Here is a 22,050-nt window from a genome sequence, read left to right as displayed (position 1 = left end):
GTCCGGAGGTGACAGCTCCGGGGGTCCTACAGAGCGCGAGCGAGGGCGAGACGGGCCTGCTGCGCTGCGCGCTCGGCCCTGCGGCTCAAGCGCCGTGCACGGGCCAGGTGATGGCCCGCACGCAACTCCTGCGCCTCTCCCAGGCGCGCGGACATATGTGCCCGCGCGAGGTCTTCGTGCATCGTGTTCATGGTGGTGCTCCGGTTCTGGTGTGTGGTCTGTCGTGGTCGTGAGGTGGTCACGGTGGTCGTGACCTGCTGATCGGTCAGGCTCATGCGGCGGCGTCCTTCCGGGGCCGACCCCGGGGCCGCTTGCGGGGGATCACCACTCCCTGAAGGAACAGCTCACCGCCCCAGACGCCCCAGGGCTCGCGCCGGTCGAGTGCTCCGTCGAGGCAGATCTCCCGGACCGGGCACGCCTGGCACAGTGCCTTGGCGAACTCGACGTCGGCGGGAAGCTCGGCGAACCACAGCTCCGGGTTGCTGACCCGGCAGGGCAGCAGTGCCTCGTCGACCTTGCCGGCCTCGTCGTGAAGGCCGCCCAGGGTGGCCGCCTGGCCGGCGGTGCGGTCGAGGGTGTTGGCGTTCATGGTCACCTCCAAATTTCTTGTCTGATCGCTGATGAATGTCGTGCCGTGCTGGGTCATGCGTCTCCTGACAAACACAAAGGCCGCGGATCCCTTTCGGGTTCCGCGGCCTGGAGGCAGCTCGTGTGGTGATGAATCAACACAGAGGTGGACTCCAGGCATGGATCCCCGGGACGTAGGCGGCAGAGCCCACGTGTCCCTTGGCGGAAACCTTGCGCTCGCGGACGGAGGCCGACAGATCGATCGTCAGATCGGTGGCATCGATCCACTGCTGGCCGAGGGGCCGGCCGGCGGTGCGAGCAGCGAAGGTGCAGCCGCGCGTGGACATGGCAAAAGCAGACGTGCTGCCCGGGTTGCTGGAAATGCTGATGGTGCTGGGGCAAGCGGTCGTCTTCGCCATGGTGATGATGTTCTCCATTGAGGCCACCTCCTTCGGTGCGTTGAGCGCGGGCCTTGTCAGGACCCTGGTGCGCAGTTGGTTATCCGATGTCGAGCACGCTACGCGCCCGGTCGTGTAAGGAGCAAACCATTTTATGACTGTTTCTCGAGATTCCTTGATTTCTCTGTCCCCGGTGCCTAGCGCGACGCTCAACCGACGAGCTCGAGCAGGTCCGGACCGTACTTCTCGAGCTTCTCCGGACCGATCCCGCTGATCGACTTCAGCGCGACCGGGGTGCGGGGCTTGAGCTCGGCCACCAGCTCGAGGGTGGCGTTGCTGAAGACCATGAACGCCGCGATCTCCTCGGCGGCGGCGCGCTGCTTGCGCCACTCGCGCAGGCGCTCGAAGAGCTCCTCGTCGTAGCGCACCGGGCAGTCAGCGCAGCGACGACGCGCCTTGTCGGCCGGGGCCAGGGGCTTGCCGCACTCAACGCAGGTGCGTGCGCCCTTGCGGCTGCTCGAGCGCTGCCCACCCTGCGTGGGCTGTGCCGAGGCAGGCAGCAGGGGGATGAGGAAGCGGGACGGCTTGCGCCGCGCGGCCTGACCGGGGTTGCGAGCCTGCGCCCACGAGATGACCAGGTCGCTCCTGGCGCGGGTCATGCCGACGTACAGGAGTCGGCGCTCCTCCTCGATGGCGGCGGGGCTGGTGGCGTAGGTGAAGGGCAGGGTGCCGTCCTGGACTCCGACGAGGAAGACGGCGTCCCACTCCAGTCCCTTGGCAGCGTGGAACGTCGCCAGGGTGACACCCTCGGCGACCGGGGCGTGCTGCTCGGTGGCGCGTCGGTCGAGGTCGTCGACGAAGCCGTTGAGGTCGGCCTGCGCGTCGGCGGTGGCGAACGCGTCGGCCTGGCTCACCAGCGCCTGCCAGGACTCCCACCGGTCACGGGTCTGACCGCGCGCCTCCGGCGCTGCCGTGGTCCAGCCCATCCCGGCCAGGGTGTCGCGCACGAGATCCACCCACGTGTCGCCCTCGGCGGGACTCGCACCGGAACGGGCTGCACCGCGCAACCGGGTCACGGCCTCGCGCACCTCGGGTCGGTCGAAGAAGCGTGCTCCCCCACGGATCACGTAGGGGATGCCCGCGTCGGTCAGCGCCTCCTCGTAGGCCTCCGACTGCGCGTTGATGCGAAACAGCACCGCCGTCTCCGACAGCGCATGTCCGGCGGCCCGCAGCGTGGAGACGCGGGCAGCGACCGCCGCCGCCTCGGCCACCTCGTCCGGGTGGCCCTCGTAGACCACTGACGCACCCGACGGCTGCTGGGCGCGCAGCTCGACGCTGGTGCTGGTGGTGCCCGCCAGCAGGGTGTTGGCCGCGCCGACCACCTCGGGCGTGGAGCGGTAGTTGCGCACCAGCTCGATGGACGTGGTGGCGTCGTACTTGCGGGGGAAGTCGCGCAGGTAGTCGGCGTTGGCGCCGGCGAACGAGTAGATCGTCTGGGCGGGGTCACCCACCACGCAGATCTCGTCGCGGCCACCGAGCCACAGGTCGAGCAACGCCGACTGGAGGGGCGAGACGTCCTGGAATTCGTCGACGACGAACCACTTGTACTGGCGGCGCACCTGAGCAGCCACGCGTTCGTCGTCGGCGAGGATCCCGGCGGTCAGGAGGAGGACGTCCTCCATGTCCATCCGGCCCTGCCCGCGCTTGACGTCCTCGTAGCCCGACAGCACCCGGGCGACGGTGTCGACGTCGAGCTGGGCCACGGACCGGTCGCGCGCCGTGGCGATCGCCGGGTAGTCCTCGGGGCGGACGTTGCTCACCTTGGCCCACTCGATCTCCGACGACAGATCGCGCCACAGCGCCAGGTCGCCGTTGATCCGCAGCTGGCGCAGAGCGTCGCGCACCATCGGGATCTTGGACTCGGTCAGGGTCGGCAGCTCGGTGCCGTGCACGTGGGGCCAGAAGTAGCGCAGCTGACGCAGTGCCGCGGCGTGGAAGGTGCGCGCCTGGACTCCGCCGGCCCCCAGCCCTCTCAGCCGACCGCGCATCTCGCCTGCCGCCCGCGTCGTGAAGGTGACCGCCAGGACCTCGGTGGGCGCATAGACCCCGGTCAGGACACCGTGGGCGATGCGGTGCGTGATCGCCCGCGTCTTGCCGGTGCCGGCACCGGCCAGCACCCGGACCGGCCCGCGCAGCGTCTCGGCCACCCGGCGCTGCTCGGGGTCGAGGCCGGAGAGCAGCGCCGCGACATCAGGCCCCTGGGACCCAGTGGACATGGAACAACTCCTGGCAGGCGGTGGTTGGATCAGGCGACAGCACGAGACTAGACGCCGGAGGGGACACTCCCAGATGAGCAGCTTCACGATGTACAGCACCCCGTGGTGTGGCTACTGCCACCGCCTCAAGAGCCAGCTCGATCGTGAGGGCATCACCTACGACGTCGTCGACATCGAGCAGCAGCCCGAGGCCGCTGCGATCGTGGAGAAGGCCAACAACGGCAACCAGACCGTGCCCACGCTCGTGTACTCCGACGGCACCGCTCAGACGAACCCGTCGTTGAAGCAGGTCAAGGAGAAGGTCGCCTCGCTCGCGGGCTGACGTCGACCCGTCACACATGTGTGACGGGTCAGCCCCACGCTCCCGGAAGCGGCCCGCCGTACCAGTGCTCGATCAGGGAACGGCTGATCGAGACACCGCCGGGCAGCACGAGCTCGCCGCTCTCGGCCTCGGCGCGCATCTGCTCGCGGGTCCACCAGCGGGCGGCCTCGATCTCGACGTCGTCGACGGTGATGGTGTCGGTGGTGGCGCGGGCGACGAAGCCCAGCATCAGGCTCTGCGGCAACGGCCAGGGCTGGTTGCCGAAGTAGGTGACGTCGCCGACGACCACCCCGACCTCTTCGGCGACCTCACGGCGTACGGCGTCCTCGAGGCTCTCCCCCGGCTCGCAGAACCCGGCCAGTGTCGAGAAGCGGCCGGCCGGCCACAGCGGTGAGCGGCCCAGGAGGCAACGCTCCTCGGGAGAGCCGGGCTCGCCGTCGGTGACGACCATGATCACCGCGGGATCGGTCCGGGGGAACTGCGGCTTGCCGCAGTCGTCGCAGCGCAGCTCGTGGCCGGCCACGGCCGGCGTCAGGTGACCTCCACACCGAGGACAGAAGCGGGTCGCCCAGTGCCACTCGGCGAGACCGAGGGCATGGAAGACGAGCGGCGCCTGAGCCACCGCGTCCCCCACCAGGGCAGGCAGAAGTCCCCGCAGGGGGAGCCACTCCCCCTGCTGATCGGGGTCGCGGGCCAGCGCGGCATCGGCGATCAGGGCCCACCACGCGGTCCCGTCCCGCTCACCGAGCAGGACGCGCAGGCCCTCGGGAGCATCCTGGGGCGAGACCCACGGCAGTGCACCGTCGACGGGACGCACCCGCGTCCCGGCCACCACCAGCACCCGCGTGGACGGATCGGCCCACGCCTCCTCGAGCCAGGCGTCGTCGGCCCGTCGCGGGCCGAGTCGGTCGTGGGGGTCGGCGCTGAGCTCGAGGTGCGGGTAGGTCACACCGCCCACCCTAGGAGCGGGCAATACTCCGCGCCCCTCGGGTGTTGACCCCACGTGGACAGCACCCTGGACAGTGTGGTGATCGGAGCCGGGCAGGCAGGCTTGTCCACGTCGTACCACTTGGCCCGGCGTGGCATCGACCACGTCGTGCTCGACGCCGACGCCTCACCCGGTGGCGCCTGGCAGCACCGCTGGGACTCGCTGAGCATGGACGACGTCCACGGGATCGCCGCGCTTCCCGACGCCGAGCGGCCGGAGCCGCAGGGGAGCGAGCGCGCCAACGAGGCGGTGCCGGCCTACTTCGCCGGCTACGAGGCCGCCCACGATCTCCCCGTCCTGAGACCCGTGCCCGTCGACCGGGTGGTCGACGGCACCGGTGCCGAGGCCGGTCTGCTGGTGGTCCACGCCGGGACACGACGCTGGGTCACCCGCACCCTTGTCAACGCCTCCGGCACGTGGTCGCAGCCGTTCGTGCCGTCGTACCCGGGAGCCGCGAGCTTCCGTGGCGAGCAGCTGCACACCCACGACTACCCCGGTCCCGAGCACTTCCGCGGCCGCCGCACGCTCGTGGTCGGTGGTGGCGCCTCCGCGGTCCAGCTGCTCGGCGAGATCGCCCCCGTCACCGACACTCTCTGGGTGACCCGCCGCCCACCCGTCTGGCGCACCGACGACTTCACGCCCGACGTCGGCCGCGCCGCGGTGGCCCTGGTCGAGGAGCGGGTACGGCGGGGGCTGCCGCCCGCGAGCGTGGTGAGCGTGACGGGGCTGGCGCTGCGCGAGCAGGAGCGACTGGCCGACGAGCTCGGTGCCTATCGTCGCCGGCCGATGTTCAGCGCGATCGAGCCGGACGGCCTCCGGTGGGACGACGGCCAGCGCGAGCGCGTCGACGTCATCCTGTGGGCCACCGGCTTCCGCCCGGCGATCACCCACCTCGCGCCCCTGCACCTGCGCAGCGCGCACGGCGGCATCGCGCTCGACGGCACGACGGCGGTGGCTGACCCGCGCGTGCAGCTGGTCGGGTACGGGCCGTCGGCGAGCACGATCGGCGCCAACCGGGCCGGCCGGCTCGCGGCGAGCCGGGTCGTGCGACGACTCGCTGGGCCGAGCGACCCCGACGTCGCGGTGCCCGCCTGACCCGTCACCCGGCCGTGAACAGCGCGGCCAGCTCGTCGCGCCCCGGCAGGTCGGCCGGCTCGACGAGACCCTCGGGCCCGGCGTCGCGCACGTAGTAGAACGCCGCCCGCACCTGCGCGGGGTCGACGTCGTGCAGCTCGGCCCAGGCCAGGCGGTAGAGCGCGAGCTGGAGCGGGTCGGCGGAGTGGGTGCGGCTGGTCTTCCAGTCGACGACCAGGTAGCCGTCGCCGTCGGCGTAGACCGCGTCGATCCGTCCGCGGACGACCTGACCGCCGAGCACCAGCGCGAACGACGGCTCGATCGCGATCGGGACCCGGTCGGCGAAGAGACCGGCCTCGAAGCGCTTGATCAGCTCCTGGAGGTCGGCGTCGTCCTCGATGTCGACGTCGCCGCGTCCGGGGAGGTCGTCGGGGTCGAGCAGCAGCTGCTGACCGAACCGGGCCTCCACCCACGCGTGGAAACGGGTCCCGAACCGGGCCGAGGACGACGGCCGGCGCGGCATCGGTCGGGCCAGGTCCCGGGCGAAGGTCTTCGGGTCGTCGCGCAGCCGGGCGACCGAGGTCGCCGACAGGCTGGAGGGCAGCGGCACCTCGATCTGGGGCGACCGCTCGCGCTCGGCCTCCTCGACGAGGCGAGCGATCTCCTCGTCCCACTGCTGGACGCGCTCGAGCAGCAGGATGTCCTCGAGGTCGTCGGCCTCGGGCGGGGCCTCGGGGTCGATCGCCCGCACCCGAGCAGCGGCGTCGTGGCGGCGGACGACCTCGGCGGTCTGGTGCGAGATCGGCCACGGCTGGTCGACCTCTCGCTCGGCGTACGGGTTGGGGTCGTCCTTCGCCGCGCACTCGAGCCAGGCATCGGGCTCGCCGCCCCACTCGGCCATCGCCTCCCGGGTCCTGACGAGGTACGGCGACGGGCCCAGGCCGCTCTTGAGGTGGGGCGCGAAGCGCCAGGCCGAGACCCAGAGCTGGTGGCGGGCGCGGGTCCAGGCGACATAGCCCAGCCGCAGCTCCTCGAGCGCCTCGTGCTCCTTGGCGCGGGCGGCCAGCGCGATGACGTCCCCCGGCGTGTGCCCGGCAAGGGTGGGAAGGTCGCGAGCGTCCCCGCGCAGCGCCGTCGGCAGCACGCTGGGCACCGTCAGCCAGCTGGAGCGTCCCTGGCTGGTCGGGAACTTCTTGTCCGTCACCCCGACCAGGAAGACCGCGTCCCACTCGAGCCCCTTGGCCCGATGGACGGTGAGCAACTTGACGGAGTCGGCCTCCGACGGGGTCGCGACGTCGAGGCCCTGGCCGTGCTCGTCCTCGGCCTCCAGCCACGCCAGCAGCGCCGCCAGCGTCACCTGACCGTCGAGCGCCTGGAACTCCCCCACGGCCTGCACGAAGAGGTCGAGGTTGTCGCGGCGCGCGGCCGCGGCCGGGCTCACCGACGACGCCAGCTCCACGTCGATGCCGGTGACGTCGATGATCCGACGCACGAGGTCGAGGATCGGCTCGCCGATCGCGGTCCTCAGCCGCCGCAGCTCGGCGGCCAGCAGGGCGAACCGGTCACGGGCCTCGGCGGAGTAGGCGTAGGCCTCCTCGTCGCCCGGGTCGTCGAGGGCGTCGCCCAGCGAGGCGATCTCGGTCGGGTCGGCACCCTCGACGGCGGCCGCAAGCTGCTCGTGGACGTCGGTGAACGCCTCACCACCGGACCGGGAGCCGGCCAGCTCGCCGGCGCGTCGTCCGAGCAGCGCCAGGTCGCGCGGGCCGATCGCCCAGCGCGGGCCGGCGAGCAGGGTGAGCAGCGCGGCGTTGGCGGTGACGTCCTGGACGAGGGTGAGGGTGGCGACCACCTCGGCGACCTCGGGGAGCCGCAGCAAGCCCTTGAGCCCGACGATCTCGACCGGGATCTCCCGCTCGGTCAGGGCGTCGAAGACGGCAGCGGCGTGGGCGTTGTTGCGGGTGAGGACGCCGATCTCCTTCCAGACCGGGGCGTCCTTCTCCGCTGCGAGACCCGCGTGGGTCGCGATGACCTGGTCGGCGAGCCAGGCCAGCTCGTCGTCGTAGGTCTCGTGCACGTGGGCGCGCACCGTGCCGTCAGCGGCCGCGGGCTTCGGCTCGAGCGGCAGCAGGTCGGGGCGGGTGGCGTAGAGGTCGGCGGCGAGGTGGTTGGCCGTGGCGAGGATGCGGGCGTCGGAGCGCCGGTTGACCACCAGGGGGTACGTCGTGCGTGCACCGTCGGCGGCCGGGAAGTCGGCGCCGAACTCGAGGATGTTGGACACCGAGGCCCCGCGCCAGCCGTAGATGGCCTGGTTGGGGTCGCCGACAGCAGTGACCGGGTGACCGAGGCCGTGCTGCGCGTCGGGGCCGGAGAAGAGGCGACTGAGCATCAGCGCCTGCGCGACGGAGGTGTCCTGGTACTCGTCGAGGAGCACGACGCGGTACTTCTGCCGCTCGGCCTCCCCCACCTCCGGGCACTCGGCGGCCAGCCGGGCGGCCAGGGCGATCTGGTCGGAGAAGTCGAGCAGGCCGAGGTGGCGCTTGAGCCCGCGGTAGGTCTCGACCAGACCCAACAGCTCGGCGCGCGCGTCGATCACCGCGATCGCCTTCTCGTTCTTGGCGCGGTAGGTCTTGCGGTGCTCGGTCGCCATCCCGGCCTCGAAGAGGGGGCGTTGCTCCCGGTCGTGGGCGCGGACGTCGTCGGGGCCGACGAGGTGCTCGCTCATCTCCGCGTCGAGGGCGAGGAGGTAGCGCACGACGTGCGCCGGCGAGTCACTGAGGTGGTCCACGGGCTCGGCGTAGCGCTGGACTGCTCGGGCGGCGAGCTGGAAGCGACTCGCATCCGTGATGAGCCGGGTGTCTGGCTCGTGACCGATCCGCAGACCGTGCTCGGACAGCAGCGCCGAGGCGTAGGAGTGGTAGGTCGAGACGGTGGGCTCGTCGGGTTCGTCAGACTCGTCCTCGTCGGTCGCGCGGGGGTCTCGCGGCGCTCCTCGCTCGGGCAGCAGCCCGGCTCTGCGCAGGCTCTCCCGGATCCGGGTCTCGAGCTCGGCGGTCGCTTTGGTGGTGAAGGTCAGGCCCAGGATCTCGGCCGGACGCACGCGTCCGGTGGCCACCAGCCACACCACGCGGGCGGCCATCACGGTGGTCTTGCCGGACCCGGCACCGGCGATGACCACGGCCGGCTCGAGGGGCGCGGTGATCGCGGCGAACTGGGCGTCGCTGAAGGTCCAGTCCTCCCCCAGCAGGACGCGGAGCTGCTCGGGGGTCTCGATCGTCAGCGGAGCGACGTCGCGGGGCTGGGTCACGAGAGCACCGTCCCCGAGGTCTGGACCGGGCAGATCGCGTGGAAGTCGCACCGGTCACAGTGCCCGCCGGGGCGGGCGACGAACTCCTCGGCCCGCACGGCCGCCGCGGCCTGCATCAGCTGCTCCTCGACGAGGCGCGGCGCTGCCTCGGCCTCGGTCCCTGCGCCCGCGTCGGGCGCGGGCTGGTGCTGCACCTTCGGCAGCTCGACCCCGTGGCGCAGCTGGATCAGCTCGGCACCACCCGAGACCCCCGACGCGGCGGCGGAGCCCTCGAGGTGCTCGTCGGCGGCCCCGTGGTCGACGGCCAGCTGGTAGAGCCCGAGCTGGGAGTGCTCGGCGACCTCGTTCTTCGTCGGGGGGTACTTGCCGGTCTTGAGGTCGACCACGACCACGCGGCCGTCCTCGTCGAGCTCGAGGCGGTCGGCATAGCCGTGCAGCCTCACGACCTGCCCGTCCGGCAGCGTGACCTCGGCGCGAAGCTTCGGCTCCACCGCGATCACGGTGCGGGCATCGGGGCGGGTGTGCCAGGCCACGAAGCGGGCGAGCACCTCGGCGACCGCGACCCGCTCACGCTCGGCCGACCACGGCGTACGGAACTCCATCCGGTCCCAGACCTCGTCGACGAGCTCGAGGAGTGGGCCGTCTCCGGCGCTCAGGTCGATCTCCCGGCGGGCGATGCGCTCGGCGATCGCGTGGACGACGGTGCCGAAGCCCTGGCTGGTCGAGCTGACGACGGTCCCGCCGGCCTCACGCTGGAGGAACCACTGGGCCGGGCAACGCAGCAGACCTTCGAGTGCGCTGGCCGACAACGTCAGCGGCGTCTCGGCCGGGCGCACCGGACGCTCGGAGTGACTCGGCGCCCGCAACCCCCACCACGTGGCCGGGTCCGCCTGTGGCGCGATCCGGTGACCGTGCACCTCCGTGGCGGCCAGCCGGCTCAGCCGAGCCGCGGCGGCGGTGCGCAACGGCTCGGCCGACGCCGGGTCGGCCACCACCCGGCGCAGCTCGGCGACCAGACCGGTCATCGACAGCGGCCGGGCCGGACGACCGATCCGGTGCACGGGTCGACGGCCGAGCTCGTCGAGGAACCGCGACGGCTGCTCGCCGTCGTCGTGCGGCGAGGCGACCGCGGTCACCACCAGACGCTGCCGGGCGCGCGTTGCCGCGACGTAGAAGAGACGGCGCTCCTCGGCGAGCATGGCGCGGCGGGTGATCGGCGGGACCAGGCCCTCGGACCCGATCCGGTCGGCGCCCAGCAGCGAGTCGCGCCGACGCAGGTCGGGCCAGGCGCCGTCCTGCACGTGGGCCACCACGACGAGGCGCCACTCCAGGCCCTTGGAGCGGTGGGCGGTGAGCAGTCGCACCGCTTCGCCCCTGACACCGCGGTCGGCCAGGGTGTCGGCCGGGATGTCCTGGGCGCGCAGGGTCGCCAGGAAGGCGCCGACGCTGGTGTGACCGCGTTGCTCCTCGGTCTTGGCCGCCGTCTCGAAGAGGGCGCACACGGCGTCCAGGTCGCGGTGGGCCAGGCGCGCCGCCTGGCCGCCGGCCTGGGTCGCGGCGCGCAGGCGCGGGCCCCACTCGGAGCCGTGCCAGATCGTCCAGAGGACCTCCTCCACGGTGGCGCCCTCGGCCAGGTCGGCGGCGGCGGTGCGCAGCAGCAGTCCGAGCCGTCGGGCCCGGTGGGCGGGCGCGCCGGCCATGCCCTCGAGCCGGGCCGGGTCGAGCACGGCGGAGCGGATCAGGTCGCGCGGTCGCGCCTCGGGGGAAGCGGCGCGCAGCGCCCGGGTCAGGGCGCGTACGTCGGTCGCGTCCAGACCGCCGATGGCCGAGGTGAGCAGGTCCTGCACGCGAGTCGCGTCGACGTAGGCGTCGTCGGTCGGGTCCTCGACCCCTGCGTCCACCAGGAGCCCCAGGGCTGCGAGCAGCGGGGCGACAGCGGGCTCGCGCACCAAGGGTGTCTCGTCGCCGGCGACCTCGATCGGCACCCCTGCGGCCGCCAGCGAGCGTCGCAGGGACGGGATGGTCGAGCGACCCGAGCGGACCAGCACCGCCATCTCGGACCAGCCGATGCCGTCCTCGAGGTGGGCGCGGCGCAGCAGGTCGGCGATGTGCTCGGTCTCGGCGCGCGCGGTGTCGAAGGTGAAGGCCTCGACCGCGCCACGGCCGTAGACGTTGGCGGCCGGCTCCGGGTGCCGGAACCGCTCGTAGGCCTCGGCCGGGATCGACCCGGTGACGCCGATCGAGGCGGCGATCTGACGCGAGGCGCGCAGCAACCGGGAGCCGAAGCGCCGGGTGGTGCCGAGCGCGACCACGGGCGCCGGATCTCCGCCACGCGTGCGGAAGGCGTCCGGGAAGTCGAGGATGCCGCGCACGTCGGCACCGCGGAAGCCGTAGATCGACTGGTCGGGGTCACCCACCACGACCAGGTCGCGACCCTCGCCGGCCAGGGCGCGGAGCAGGGCCACCTGACTGGGGTCGGTGTCCTGGTACTCGTCGACGAAGACGTGGCGGAACTGCTCGCGCAGCTCGTCGCGGTGACGCTCGGCCTCGATCACCCCTCGTGCGATCAGGTCGGGGTAGTCGATCGCGGCCTGGTCGCCCAGCACGTCGAGGTACTGCGCCAGGAAGAGCCCGGCGGCCTCGAACTCCACGACGCCCTCGGCGCGACCCAGCTCGACGAGCTGGTCCGGGTCCAGCCCTCGCTCGCGGGCGCGGGCGATGACGGTCTGCACCTCCCGGGCGAAGCCGCGGGTGCCGACCGCGGCGCGCAGGGAGTCGGGCCAGCGCACGGACTCAGGAGCGTCGGTGAGCAGCTCCTGGAGCACGACGTCCTGCTCGGGCGCCGAGAGCAGCCGCAACGGAGCTGCGTAGAGCTCGGCGGGCGAGTAGCGGCGCACGAGTCCGTAGGCGAAGGAGTGGAACGTCGAGCTCAGCGAGGAGGTCATCGTGCGCCCCAGGCGAGAGGTCACCCGGTCGCGCAGCTGCTCGGCGGCCTTGCGGGAGAAGGTGAGGGCGAGGACCTGGTCGGGCCTGGCGCCGCGTCCCTCGACCCGCTCGACGATGGCCTCGACGAGGGTCGTCGTCTTGCCCGTGCCCGGGCCGGCCAGGACCAGCAGCGGGCCCGAGGCGTGGTCGACGACCTGCTGCTGGTGCTCGTCGAGCAACGGCACCTCTCCGGGGCCGTGCGGGGCCACGAGTCGGTAGCGGGTCTCGGTCATGGCGCCCACCTAACCAGCCGCCGCCGACAAGGCCGGCGCCAGGATCAGGGCGCCAGGTCGAAGTCGGCGAAGTCGAAGCCGGGCGAGACCAGGCAGCTCACCAAGGCGTCCCCGTCGGAGGGCAGGGTGCGTTGCCACTCCCCCGCGGGCACCAGGCTCTGGGTCCGCTGGCCCGCGGCGAGGTCGAGGCCGACCACGACGCTGTCGCCGTCGACCGGGGTGCCCGCGCTGCCGCCGTACTGCAGGGAGACGGCACCGGTGTGAGCCAGCCACAGCTCGTCGGACGCGACCCGGTGCCAGGCGGAGGACTCGCCAGCGGGGAGCAGGAAGTGGATGAGCGTTGCGGTCGGTCGCACCCGACCGTCGGGCAGCGTGACCGCCACGGGTGACGCCCAGGTCTGGCGGTACCACCCGCCCTCGGGGTGCGGCTCAAGGTCGAGGGCGTCGGCGAGCGGCGGTCGTCGGGGGCTCACGCGTCGGCCGGTCGCTCGTTGTAGACGCCGGCCGTCTCCTGGCCCGACAGCTCGGCGACGGCACTCATGATCTCGTCGGTCAGCTCGCGCCGCGCGCGTCCGAGGGGTACGCCGTCGAAGCGCCCCGCCACCGCGATCGGGGGGCCGAAGCTGATCGAGATCGGCACGACGCGCGGCAGCCGGGACCCGACGGGCTGCAGCTTCTCGGTCCCGACGAGACCCACCGGCACCACCGGAGCGCCGGCCGTCAGCGCCAGGTGCGCGACGCCGGTGCGGCCGCGGTAGAGGCGCCCGTCGCGCGACCGGGTGCCTTCGGGGTAGATCCCGAAGGCCTCGCCGCGGCCGAGCACGCCGAGCGCGATGTCCAGGCTCGCGATCGCGGCCTTGGTGTCGTCGCGATCGACCGGCAGCATCCCCAACCCGCTGAACCACGCCTTGGACACCGCACCCTTGAGACCGGGGCCGTCGAAGTAGTCGGACTTGGCCAGGAACGCGACCCGGCGCGGCACGACGATCGGGATCACGAGGGAGTCGGCGAAGCTGAGGTGGTTGCTGGCCAGCAGCAACGGCCCGGACGCCGGCACGTGCTCGAGGCCGATGACCGTCGGACGCCACACGGCCTTGGCCAGCGGCGGCACGAGACGGTGCAGGGCTTGGTAGAGCACGTCGTCAGTCTTGCGGTTACCCGTCGGTCGGCCGAATGGCCGCACGCATCACGGACCTCTCAGGGGCGCGTCCACACGTACGGCGTCGTGGTGGTGACGGCCACCAGCCCCGAGCGCTCCAGGATCGGTCGCGACATCTCGGTGCAGTCGCTGTTGAGCCACCGCACGCCCCGATCCAGCGCCGAGCGGGCGCGCGCCGCGGTCAACGCCCGGTAGATCCCGCGGCCGCGCCACTGGGGCAGCGTCGCGCCGCCCCAGAGGCCTGCGAAGTCGGTGCCCGCGACGACCTCGAGGCGACCGGCACCGACCAGGCCCTGAGGGGTCTCGGCGACCCAGACCTCCATCGCCCCGGCGCTGCGCTCGACCCGGTCGAGCAGGCTCTCGCCACCGCCTCCGCTGCGTCCGAAGACCTCGGCCTGCAGGGCCGACGTCTGCGCCAGGAGACGCTCGCGGTCGGGGTCGCCGTCGACGCGTCGTACGACGACCCCGTCGGGCAGTGGCACGTCGTCGGTGAGCGCGGCGGCCTCGCCGACCATCACCGTCTCGACCTCGTCGGGCTCGAAGCCCGCGCCGACCAGCAGGGCGTGCAGCCCCGGCAGGTCGTCGTGCCCGCGCGTCTTCCACTCCGCGCTCGCGATCTCCGGGCGCTCGCCCAGGAAGGCGAGGGTCTCGCTGATCAGCTCCGAGACGTCGTGGCCGCGGAGGTCCTCGTAGCTGATCAGCGCCCGCTCGCCGTGCACCGCCCGCCACAGGGGGCCGCAGGTGTCCCACGAGGTCGCCACCGCGACCTCGGCCCGACCGCGGAGCTGGGCGTCGTAGGCGGCGAGCAGCGCGGCCTCGTCTGGTCTCGACACCCGGTGAGGCTGCCAGAAGCACGAGGCCAGGTCGACCGAGATGCCCGAGCGACGCAGCGGGGTGCCCTCGTCGAGGTAGCGCGCCCGCGCCTCGTCGTGGTGGCTCGGCGGCAGCGAGCCGTCCGCGCGGACGACCCGCCACCAGGGCACCGGTTCGCCGTAGCGCGCCATCACGTTGCCGACCAGTCGCGGCCCCGAGCCCACGACGTCGGCGATCGCGCCGTACGTCGTCACCTGCCCACGCGGGATGCGCTCGACGATGCTCAGCACGGCCTCGATGTAGTCGTCGTCGGCGCGCACGTGCGGAGACTATCGACGGGCCACCGACGAACGCCCTCGTCGGGGCCTGCGGCAGCGCGAGGTTTGCCAAGGCGGTGGCGAGCAGGATCGCGATCGGTTCGGGGTCGAGGGACGACCCCCGAAATGCGAGGAACCCCGCCCGCGGGTGCGGACGGGGCCTCGCTGCTCCCGAAGGGACGGGAAGTCGGGTCGGCCGATCAGATGATCGGGTCGAACGCCTCGGTGCCCAGCGCCAGCTCGAGGCCGCTGATCCCGGAGTTGGCCTGGGCGTAGGCGAGCTCCTTGGCGAGGTCACCGATGTTGTTGGACAGCGGGAGCGGGGCCAGGCCGAGGGTGGAGAGCGTGCCGATGGCCAGGCCGTCGGCGCTGACGAACGCCGACCCGGAGTCACCGGGGACGCCCGGCGTCACGGTGTAGAGCGGGTGGGTCCAGCCGCCGGTGCCCGCGGTGTCGCCGAGGCTGATGCCGGTCTTCGGCGAGAGGGGGGTCAGGCCGAAGCGCAGGCTGGAGTTGCCGTAGGACCAGACGCGGTCGCCGGCCGCGGTGCCGTCGGTGTCGATGCCGGTGGGTCCGCCCCAGAAGGGGATGCTCGGGTTGACCTTGCCCTTGTCCCCGTGGGAGACCTTGACCAGCGCGAAGTCGTTGTAGGCGCAGGTGTTGGGGTCCGTCTCGCCGTTGGCGCGCATGGTGCGCCACGACGAGTAGACGAGCGTGCCGGTGCCGACCTGGGTGCCGCTGGAGATCAGCGAGCCGCCCTTGTTGAAGGTGACGGCGGTGCCGAGCGGGACGGACTCGTTGAGGCACCCGTCGGTGTCGGTCGCCTCGCCGAGACCGGCGCAATGTGCGGCGTAGCCGACGTAGACGTTGTCGGAGGTGTCGGTGAAGACGAAGTTGGCGGTGCACTGAGCGCCGTCGGTGTACATCTGCACACCCGGGGTGATCGCGGCGCTGGCGGCCGGGGCCCAGGTGGGGGCGGCGGTGCTGGAGGCGGTCGTGCCGACCAGGGTGGTGCCCAGCGCGATGGCCGTGCCGAACGCGAGCGTCGTCAGCTTCTTCAGGGGTGTCATGTGAGTCCGAGTCCTCCTGGTGGATTGCCGGTGCCCGGGAGGGCGCGACAGTGATGGTGGTCACTGTCTCAACGGACGTGGCCCAGAGGGGTTACGGGCTAGTCACAAATGACTAGACCGCCCCTGGGGTCTCCCCAGGGGCGGTCCGGTCGACCAGGTCAGTAGCTGGGCTGGCTCGGGTCGATCTGGTTGACCCAGGCCACGATCCCGCCGCCGACGTGCACGGCCTCGCCGTACCCGGCGCCCTGGACGATCGCCAGGGTCTCGGCCGAGCGCACCCCCGACTTGCAGTGCATGACGATCTGCTTGCCGGAGTCGACCGACGGCAGCTGCTCGAGGGCCGAGCCGTTGAGGAAGTCGCCCTTGGGGATCAGCACCGAGCCGGGGATCTTGTTGATCTCGTACTCGTTGGGCTCACGCACGTCGACCAGCACGAAGTCGCGCGTGCCCTCCTCGCGCTCCTTGAGCATGTGCTCGAGCTGAGTGACCGAGATCGTCGAGCCGGCAGCGGCGTCTGCTGCCTCCTCGGAGATCGCGCCGCAGAAGGCGTCGTAGTCGATCAGCTCGGTGACGGTGGCGTTCTCGCCGCACAGCGCACAGTTGGGGTCCTTGCGTACCTTGAGCTTGCGCCACTCCAGCTCGAGGGCTTCGTAGATGACGAGCCTGCCGACCGCGGGGTCACCGACACCGGTGAGCACCTTGATCGCCTCGTTGACCTGGATCGAGCCGATGCTGGCGCACAGCACACCGAGCACCCCGCCCTCGGCGCAGCTGGGGACCATGCCCGGGGGCGGCGGCTCGGGGTAGAGGCAGCGGTAGCAGGGCGCCTCCACCGAGTCGCCGTTCTCGTCGGTCGCGTGTGGCCAGAAGACGGACGCCTGGCCGTCGAAGCGGTAGATGGAGCCCCACACGTAGGGAATCTTCAAGAAGTACGCCGCGTCGTTGACCATGTAGCGGGTCGCGAAGTTGTCGGTGCCGTCCACGATCAGGTCGTAGCCCTCGAAGACCGACATCACGTTGTCGTTGTCGAGGCGCTCGTTGTGCACCACCACGTTGACGTAGGGGTTGGCCTCCTTGATGGAGTCACGAGCCGACTCGGCCTTGGGGCGTCCGATGTCGGACTGGCCGTGGATGATCTGGCGCTGCAGGTTGGACTCGTCGACCTCGTCGAACTCCGCGATCCCGATCGTGCCGACCCCGGCTGCGGCGAGGTAGAGCAGGGCCGGGCTGCCGAGGCCGCCGGCGCCGATGACGAGCACCTTCGCGTTCTTGAGCCGCTTCTGCCCGGTCATCCCGACGTCGGGGATGATCAGGTGGCGGCTGTAGCGGCGTACCTCATCGATGGTCAGCTCATCGGCGGGCTCGACCAGCGCGGGAAAGCTCACGGTGGGTCACTCCTCTTCAGGGTGGATCAAGTGGGTGGTGCGGTATCGGTCCTGGTGGAACGCAGCGAAGCGTGGGCGTGTTCCCCGACTCCTGACACCATCGTCGCGCGCCCACCCGAAGCCGGGCCGCAGCCGTCCCGTCATCCGGACCCAGGTGACCCGCGGGTAGGCTCGCGCCGTGTCCACTCCCACCTCCGACGTCGACGAGGTCCGCCCCCGCGGCGGGCGGCTCCCTCGGCGGGAGCGCCGCGCCCAGCTGCTCGAGTCCGCACTCGGAGTCTTCGTCCGACAGGGCTACCACGCAGCTGCCATGGACGACATCGCCGAGAAGGCCGGAGTGTCCAAGCCGGTGCTCTACCAGCACTTCCCCGGCAAGCTCGACCTCTACCTCGCGCTCCTCGACACCTCGTGCGACGCGATCATCGACAACTGCCGCCAGGCGCTGCTGTCCACCCACGACAACAAGCAGCGCGTCGGCGCGGCGATCGCCGCGTTCTACGACTACGTCGGCAGCGAGACCGGCGCCTTCCGACTGGTCTTCGAGTCCGACCTCACCAACGAGCCCGCCGTGCGCCAGCACGTCGACCGCGTGACCACCGAGTGCGCCGAGCTGATCGCGGAGGTGATCGGCGACGACACCGGACTGCCGCTGCAGGCCTCCCGACTGCTCGCGGTCTCGCTCGTGGGAATGGCCCAGGTCAGCGCTCGGTTCTGGCTCTCGGAGCAGGGCGGGATCGACCGGGACCAGGCGACCGCGCTCGTCTCGGGCCTCGCCTGGCGAGGCATCCGCGGCTACCCGCTCACCGACGAGCACTGACCCCGGCTCACACCCGCCCTCCCCCAGCACGCCCCCGCTCACCAGCACCCATCAGCACCACCAACGAACGGAGACTGACCGTGGAGGTCAAGATCGGCATCCAGTACGCCCCCCGTGAGCTCGTCGTGGAGACCGACGAGAGCGCCGAGACGGTCGAGAAGCTGCTCGCCGACGCGGTCGGCTCCGACGGCGTGCTCGCCCTCACCGACACCAAGGGACGCCGGGTCATCGTGCCCGGCAGCAAGATCGCCTACCTCGAGATCGGCAGCAGCACCCTCGGCGCCGTCGGCTTCCGCAGCTGACGGAGCCGACCCTCATGAGTGCGGCCCAGACGGCCGCGACGGCTGCCGCGGCCGAGACGTTGTGCTCGGAGGTGAGCCGCCTCGCCGCTGAGCACGGAGACGGCTCCCTGGGGAGCAGGGTGGACCTGCACCGGGTGTGGGTCTTCCGCGACAGGGTGGTCGTGCTCGACTACCTGGTGCACGGCGGCGCCGTCGCCTTCGACGTCATCCCCGACGAGGGCGGGGATGAGTGGAGGCTCGTGGTGCACGCGCGCCACTCGGTCGACCGACCGCAGGTCGCCGCGCTCGGGCTGCCCCCGGCAGCGCGCCCGGACCGGTTCCGGGTGGGATCCCCGATCCGCGCAGCGGACGACACGCAGCGCGCCTCGCTGGCCGACGTCGTCCTCAGCCGCTGTCGCGGCGTCCTGGACAAGCTCACGGCCGTCGGCCCCGCGCCCCAGACGAGCCGACTGCTGGACGCGCTCGGTGTCTCCGACCCGCTCGTGGTCGTCGACGTGGGTGCCAACCCGCTCGAGCTGCCGGCCTACACCCGCCTGCTCGGCATGGGTGTGTGCCGGGTCGTGGGCTTCGAGCCCCAGCCCGAGGCGTTCGCCAGGCTGCAGGGCCGCGACCCCCAACGAGAGCAGTACTTTCCCCATGCCATCGGCAGCCCGGGGCAGCACCAGCTGCGGATCTACGAGGGCAGCGGGTTCGCCTCGACGTTCGCCATCGACGAGACCTCGATCGACTTCATCGCCAACGAACGCTGGCGCGACGGCACCCGGCTGCGCGAGACGATCGACCTCGAGCTCACCGCGCTCGACGACGTCCCCGACCTGCCCGCCTTCGACCTGCTGAAGATCGACGTGCAGGGCGGTGAGCTGGCGGTCTTCGAGTCCGGGCGCCGCTCGCTGTCCTCCGCGCTGTGCGTCATCCCCGAGGTCAGCTTCTTCCCGTTGTACGACGGGGCGCCGAGCTTCGCCGACGTCCACCAGGAGCTGGTGGCCCAGGGCTTCGCCCTGCACAAGTTCATGTTCCAGAAGTCCGTCCACCTGCACGGCTCGCAGTCCGGCGAGGAGTCGGTGCGCGCCTCGCGCAGCCAGCTCGTGGACGGCGACGCCGTCTACCTGCGCGACCTGCGCGGGCTCGCCGACTTCTCGAGCGTCCAGGTCGCCAAGCTGGTGCTGCTGGCGACGTACGTCTTCGACAGCCCCGACCTCGCCGTCCGTGGACTCGACGAGCTGGTCCGTCGTGGCGAGGTGTCGAAGAAGGTCGTCAAGCAGTACGTCGGGCAGCGCTACGTCTGACCTGCCCCGACCGACCTGAGCTGCTCCGGCGTCAGGCGTCGAGGCCGAGCTCGCCCATCCGCTCGAGGTGGCGCTCGGTGAGCCGGGTGAACATCCGCCCGAGCGCGGCCAGGTCGAGTCCCGGGCGGTCGACGCCGCCGGTGAGCAAGGCGGTCAACGAGTCGCGGTCGGCCGCGACGCGCTGCGCCTGGGTGAGGGCCTCCCCCATGATCCGCCGACCCCACAGGGCCAGCCGGCCGCCCAGCGGCGGGTCGGCCGCGATCAGCTCGCGCACCCGCCCCACGACGTACGTCGCGTGCCCGCCGTCGTCGTCGAGCGAGGCCACCACGAGGTCGCGGGTCTGCGGGTCCAGGAACGCGGCGATCTCGCGGTAGAAGTCGTTGGCCAAGCCGTCGCCGACGAAGGCCTTCACCAGGCCCTCGAGCCAGTCGGAGGGCGCGGTGTGCCGGTGGAAGGAGTCGATCGCGACCCGGAAGGGTGTCATCGCCTCGAACGGGTCGGCGCCCAGGTCGGTGATCCGCTGGTGCAGCGCGGCGACCTTGGTGAGCTCGACGCTGGCCATCGTGCCGAGGGCGAGCTTGTCCTGCAGCGTGGGGGCCAGCTTGGCGTCCTCGGCGAGCCGCTCGAAGGCGGAGATCTCGCCGTACGAGATGACGCCCAGCAGATCCACCACGGCGTCTCGGTAACCCTCGTCGGCGAGCGCGTCGTTGGGGGCGAAAGCGCCGGATTCAGCCATGCTCGCACCCTACCGATACCCTGGCACCACGAGCGGCCGCCCTCGACGGCGCCGTCAGGTGCAGAACGAGCCGGCCCTCGCCGTATGTGCGCGGTTGACGGTTCGACTGCTCGGCCGCACAGATCCGAACTCACTCGGCTGTCCGGCTGAACTGACGAAGACCGACGAAAGCGATTCTGTGACCGATCCTGAGATCACCAACGACCCGTTCGACACCGAGACCGAGGCACCGGCCGACCCGGGCAGCGTCCCGGCGACCACGACCTTCCGCGACCTCGGTGTCCACCCCGAGATCTGCGACGCGCTCGAGCGCGGCGGCATCTTCACGCCCTTCGCCATCCAGGAGATGACCCTCTCGGTCGCCCTCGTCGGCACCGACCTCATCGGCCAGGCCCGCACGGGCACGGGCAAGACGCTGGCGTTCGGCATCCCCGTGATTCAACGCAGCGTCGCCCCCCACGACCCCGACTACGCCGACATCCCGCAGGGCAAGCCGCAGGCGCTGATCGTCGCGCCGACCCGCGAGCTCGCGCTGCAGGTCTCCAGCGACATGGAGCTGGCCAGCAAGGACCGCGGCCTGCGGGTCCTGACCGTCTACGGCGGTGTCGGGTACGACGGCCAGCTCGACGCCCTCGAGGCCGGCGTCGACATCGTGGTCGGCACCCCCGGCCGCCTGATCGACCTCGCCAACCGCAAGGCGCTCGATCTCGGCCACGTGCACGCCCTCGTGCTCGACGAGGCCGACGAGATGCTCGACCTCGGCTTCCTGCCCGACGTGGAGCGACTGCTCCGCCTCACGCCCGAGACCCGCCAGACGATGCTGTTCTCGGCGACCATGCCGTCGGCCATCGTCTCGCTCGCACGCACCCACATGCGCCACCCGATGAACATCCGCGCCGAGTCGTCGTACGACACCTCGATGGTGCCCGCGACCGCGCAGTTCATCTACCAGGCCCACGACCTCGACAAGCCCGAGATCATCGGCCGCGTCCTGCAGGCCGAGGACGCCGAGAAGATCATCGTCTTCACCCGCACCAAGCGTCAGGCCCAGCGCATCGCCGAGGACCTGGCCGAGCGCGGCTTCCCGACCAGCCCCCTGCACGGCGACATGGCGCAGGTGGCGCGGGAGAAGGCGCTGGCGAAGTTCCGCGAGGACAAGATCCGGGTCCTGGTGGCCACCGACGTCGCCGCCCGCGGCATCGACGTGCGCGGCGTCTCGCACGTCATCAACTACACCTGTCCCGAGGACGACAAGACCTATGTGCACCGCATCGGCCGCACCGGTCGCGCCGGCGCCTCGGGCACCGCTATCACCTTCGTCGACTGGGCGGACCTGCACCGCTGGAAGATGATCAACAAGACCCTCGACCTGCCCTTCGACGAGCCCCAGGAGACCTACTCGACCTCCGAGCACCTCTATCACGACCAGGGCATCGCCCCCGGCACGAAGGGTCGCGTCGTCGACCCCGCGCCGGTCGAGCGCAAGCCGCGCGAGGGTGGCGACCGCTCGGGTGGTGGCGAGCGCAAGCCGCGCTCCAGCCGCAACCGCAGCCGGACCCGCACCCGGGGTGGCCAGTCGGTCAGCGGCGGCGCGGGCGCAGCCGACACCGACGGTCCGGTCACTGCGGGCGAGGGCCAGGAGGTCCGCTCCGGCGGGTCCGAGGGCTCGAGCGGGTCGGGCAACCGCAACCGTCGCCGCCGCCGTCGTGGCGGCTCGGGCTCGGGCTCGGCGGCCGCCGGTGGGGACTCCGCCGGCTCCTGACGTCTCCCGTCCCCCCCTGTTCTTGGGGTTGGTCCTGGTGGTCACCGTGGGTGGGGCCGCGCGCGTAGCCGACCTCGCTTCGCTGTGCGGGCGCCGACCGCGCAAGCGCGGCCCCACCAGTCTCACGGGTCACATTCGCTCGTCCGTTGGGTAGAGACGACACGAAAACCGGCCGGAAACCTGCAGTCTTCGCCCAACCGGTGAGGCGATGTGAAGGGTGTGACGGGTGTGGCGCCCGCGCATGCGGCGGCGTGGG

The 22,050-nt window shown here is 71.9% G+C and carries 19 protein-coding genes; 6 read left to right on the top strand and 13 right to left on the bottom strand.

The window, feature by feature from the left end; all coding sequences use genetic code 11:
- Positions 1-26: 26 nt before the first annotated feature.
- The 4 genes from Q1K33_RS12430 to Q1K33_RS12415 form a co-directional block, all read right to left on the bottom strand.
- Positions 27-275, bottom strand: coding sequence for a hypothetical protein (locus Q1K33_RS12430; protein ID WP_300404383.1), 249 nt, complete (start codon positions 273-275; stop codon positions 27-29).
- On the bottom strand, positions 272-589 hold the full coding sequence (locus Q1K33_RS12425) for a WhiB family transcriptional regulator (RefSeq protein ID WP_300404417.1): 318 nt from the start codon (positions 587-589) through the stop codon (positions 272-274). The genes Q1K33_RS12430 and Q1K33_RS12425 overlap by 4 nt, the downstream gene beginning before the upstream one ends.
- 133 nt (positions 590-722) lie before the next feature.
- Positions 723-1,004: a hypothetical protein gene (locus Q1K33_RS12420; protein ID WP_300404381.1), complete on the bottom strand. Its 282-nt coding sequence runs from the start codon at positions 1,002-1,004 to the stop codon at positions 723-725.
- A gap of 170 nt (positions 1,005-1,174) precedes the next feature.
- Positions 1,175-3,241 (bottom strand): ATP-dependent DNA helicase UvrD2, encoded by a 2,067-nt coding sequence (locus Q1K33_RS12415; protein WP_300404379.1) that lies wholly within the window; start codon positions 3,239-3,241, stop codon positions 1,175-1,177.
- 73 nt (positions 3,242-3,314) lie between these two features.
- Between Q1K33_RS12415 and Q1K33_RS12410 the strand changes: the two genes are divergently transcribed.
- On the top strand, positions 3,315-3,563 hold the full coding sequence (locus tag Q1K33_RS12410; RefSeq protein WP_300404377.1) for a mycoredoxin: 249 nt from the start codon (positions 3,315-3,317) through the stop codon (positions 3,561-3,563).
- Positions 3,564-3,591: 28 nt separating this feature from the next.
- On the opposite strand, the gene nudC is transcribed toward Q1K33_RS12410, so the two are convergent.
- Complete coding sequence (nudC, locus tag Q1K33_RS12405; protein WP_300404375.1) at positions 3,592-4,512, bottom strand: NAD(+) diphosphatase; 921 nt, start codon at positions 4,510-4,512, stop codon at positions 3,592-3,594.
- 54 nt (positions 4,513-4,566) lie between these two features.
- Here nudC and Q1K33_RS12400 point away from each other — a divergent pair, with 54 nt between their 5' ends.
- Positions 4,567-5,646 (top strand): FAD-dependent oxidoreductase, encoded by a 1,080-nt coding sequence (locus Q1K33_RS12400; RefSeq protein ID WP_300404373.1) that lies wholly within the window; start codon positions 4,567-4,569, stop codon positions 5,644-5,646.
- 4 nt (positions 5,647-5,650) lie between these two features.
- On the opposite strand, the gene Q1K33_RS12395 is transcribed toward Q1K33_RS12400, so the two are convergent.
- From Q1K33_RS12395 to moeZ, 7 genes are all read right to left on the bottom strand, one after another.
- Positions 5,651-8,929: an ATP-dependent DNA helicase gene (locus Q1K33_RS12395; protein WP_300404371.1), complete on the bottom strand. Its 3,279-nt coding sequence runs from the start codon at positions 8,927-8,929 to the stop codon at positions 5,651-5,653.
- Positions 8,926-12,147: an ATP-dependent DNA helicase gene (locus Q1K33_RS12390; protein ID WP_300404369.1), complete on the bottom strand. Its 3,222-nt coding sequence runs from the start codon at positions 12,145-12,147 to the stop codon at positions 8,926-8,928. The genes Q1K33_RS12395 and Q1K33_RS12390 overlap by 4 nt, the downstream gene beginning before the upstream one ends.
- A 44-nt stretch (positions 12,148-12,191) precedes the next feature.
- A complete protein-coding gene (locus tag Q1K33_RS12385) occupies positions 12,192-12,620 on the bottom strand; it encodes a cupin domain-containing protein (protein WP_300404367.1) in 429 nt (142 codons plus the stop codon).
- Positions 12,617-13,285 (bottom strand): lysophospholipid acyltransferase family protein, encoded by a 669-nt coding sequence (locus Q1K33_RS12380; protein ID WP_300404365.1) that lies wholly within the window; start codon positions 13,283-13,285, stop codon positions 12,617-12,619. The genes Q1K33_RS12385 and Q1K33_RS12380 overlap by 4 nt, the downstream gene beginning before the upstream one ends.
- Positions 13,286-13,344: 59 nt before the next feature.
- A complete protein-coding gene (locus Q1K33_RS20750; protein ID WP_363319702.1) occupies positions 13,345-14,439 on the bottom strand; it encodes an MGMT family protein in 1,095 nt (364 codons plus the stop codon).
- 197 nt (positions 14,440-14,636) lie between these two features.
- Positions 14,637-15,506, bottom strand: coding sequence for a hypothetical protein (locus tag Q1K33_RS12370; protein WP_300404363.1), 870 nt, complete (start codon positions 15,504-15,506; stop codon positions 14,637-14,639).
- 158 nt (positions 15,507-15,664) lie between these two features.
- Positions 15,665-16,891, bottom strand: a complete 1,227-nt coding sequence (moeZ, locus tag Q1K33_RS12365) for an adenylyltransferase/sulfurtransferase MoeZ (protein ID WP_300404361.1) — start codon at positions 16,889-16,891, stop codon at positions 15,665-15,667.
- 178 nt (positions 16,892-17,069) lie between these two features.
- Between moeZ and Q1K33_RS12360 the strand changes: the two genes are divergently transcribed.
- The 3 genes from Q1K33_RS12360 (at position 17,070) to Q1K33_RS12350 (ending at position 19,296) form a co-directional block, all read left to right on the top strand.
- On the top strand, positions 17,070-17,708 hold the full coding sequence (locus Q1K33_RS12360) for a TetR/AcrR family transcriptional regulator (RefSeq protein WP_300404359.1): 639 nt from the start codon (positions 17,070-17,072) through the stop codon (positions 17,706-17,708).
- A gap of 80 nt (positions 17,709-17,788) precedes the next feature.
- Positions 17,789-18,010 (top strand): DUF3107 domain-containing protein, encoded by a 222-nt coding sequence (locus tag Q1K33_RS12355; protein ID WP_300404357.1) that lies wholly within the window; start codon positions 17,789-17,791, stop codon positions 18,008-18,010.
- A gap of 14 nt (positions 18,011-18,024) precedes the next feature.
- Positions 18,025-19,296 carry an FkbM family methyltransferase gene (locus Q1K33_RS12350; RefSeq protein ID WP_300404355.1) on the top strand — a complete coding sequence of 424 codons (1,272 nt, stop codon included), beginning with the start codon at positions 18,025-18,027 and terminating at the stop codon, positions 19,294-19,296.
- A 31-nt stretch (positions 19,297-19,327) separates the two neighbouring features.
- Here Q1K33_RS12350 and Q1K33_RS12345 read toward each other — a convergent pair whose 3' ends face one another.
- Positions 19,328-20,032, bottom strand: a complete 705-nt coding sequence (locus Q1K33_RS12345; RefSeq protein ID WP_300404353.1) for a ferritin-like fold-containing protein — start codon at positions 20,030-20,032, stop codon at positions 19,328-19,330.
- 193 nt (positions 20,033-20,225) lie between these two features.
- Between Q1K33_RS12345 and Q1K33_RS12340 the strand changes: the two genes are divergently transcribed.
- Positions 20,226-21,794, top strand: coding sequence for a DEAD/DEAH box helicase (locus tag Q1K33_RS12340; RefSeq protein ID WP_300404415.1), 1,569 nt, complete (start codon positions 20,226-20,228; stop codon positions 21,792-21,794).
- Positions 21,795-22,050: the final 256 nt, after the last annotated feature.

The sequence above is a fragment of the Nocardioides sp. genome (assembly GCF_029937575.1).
Classification (GTDB): domain Bacteria; phylum Actinomycetota; class Actinomycetes; order Propionibacteriales; family Nocardioidaceae; genus Nocardioides.
The sequence above is the reverse complement of the archived record's forward strand: the minus strand, read 5'-3'. Positions and strand labels throughout refer to the sequence as shown.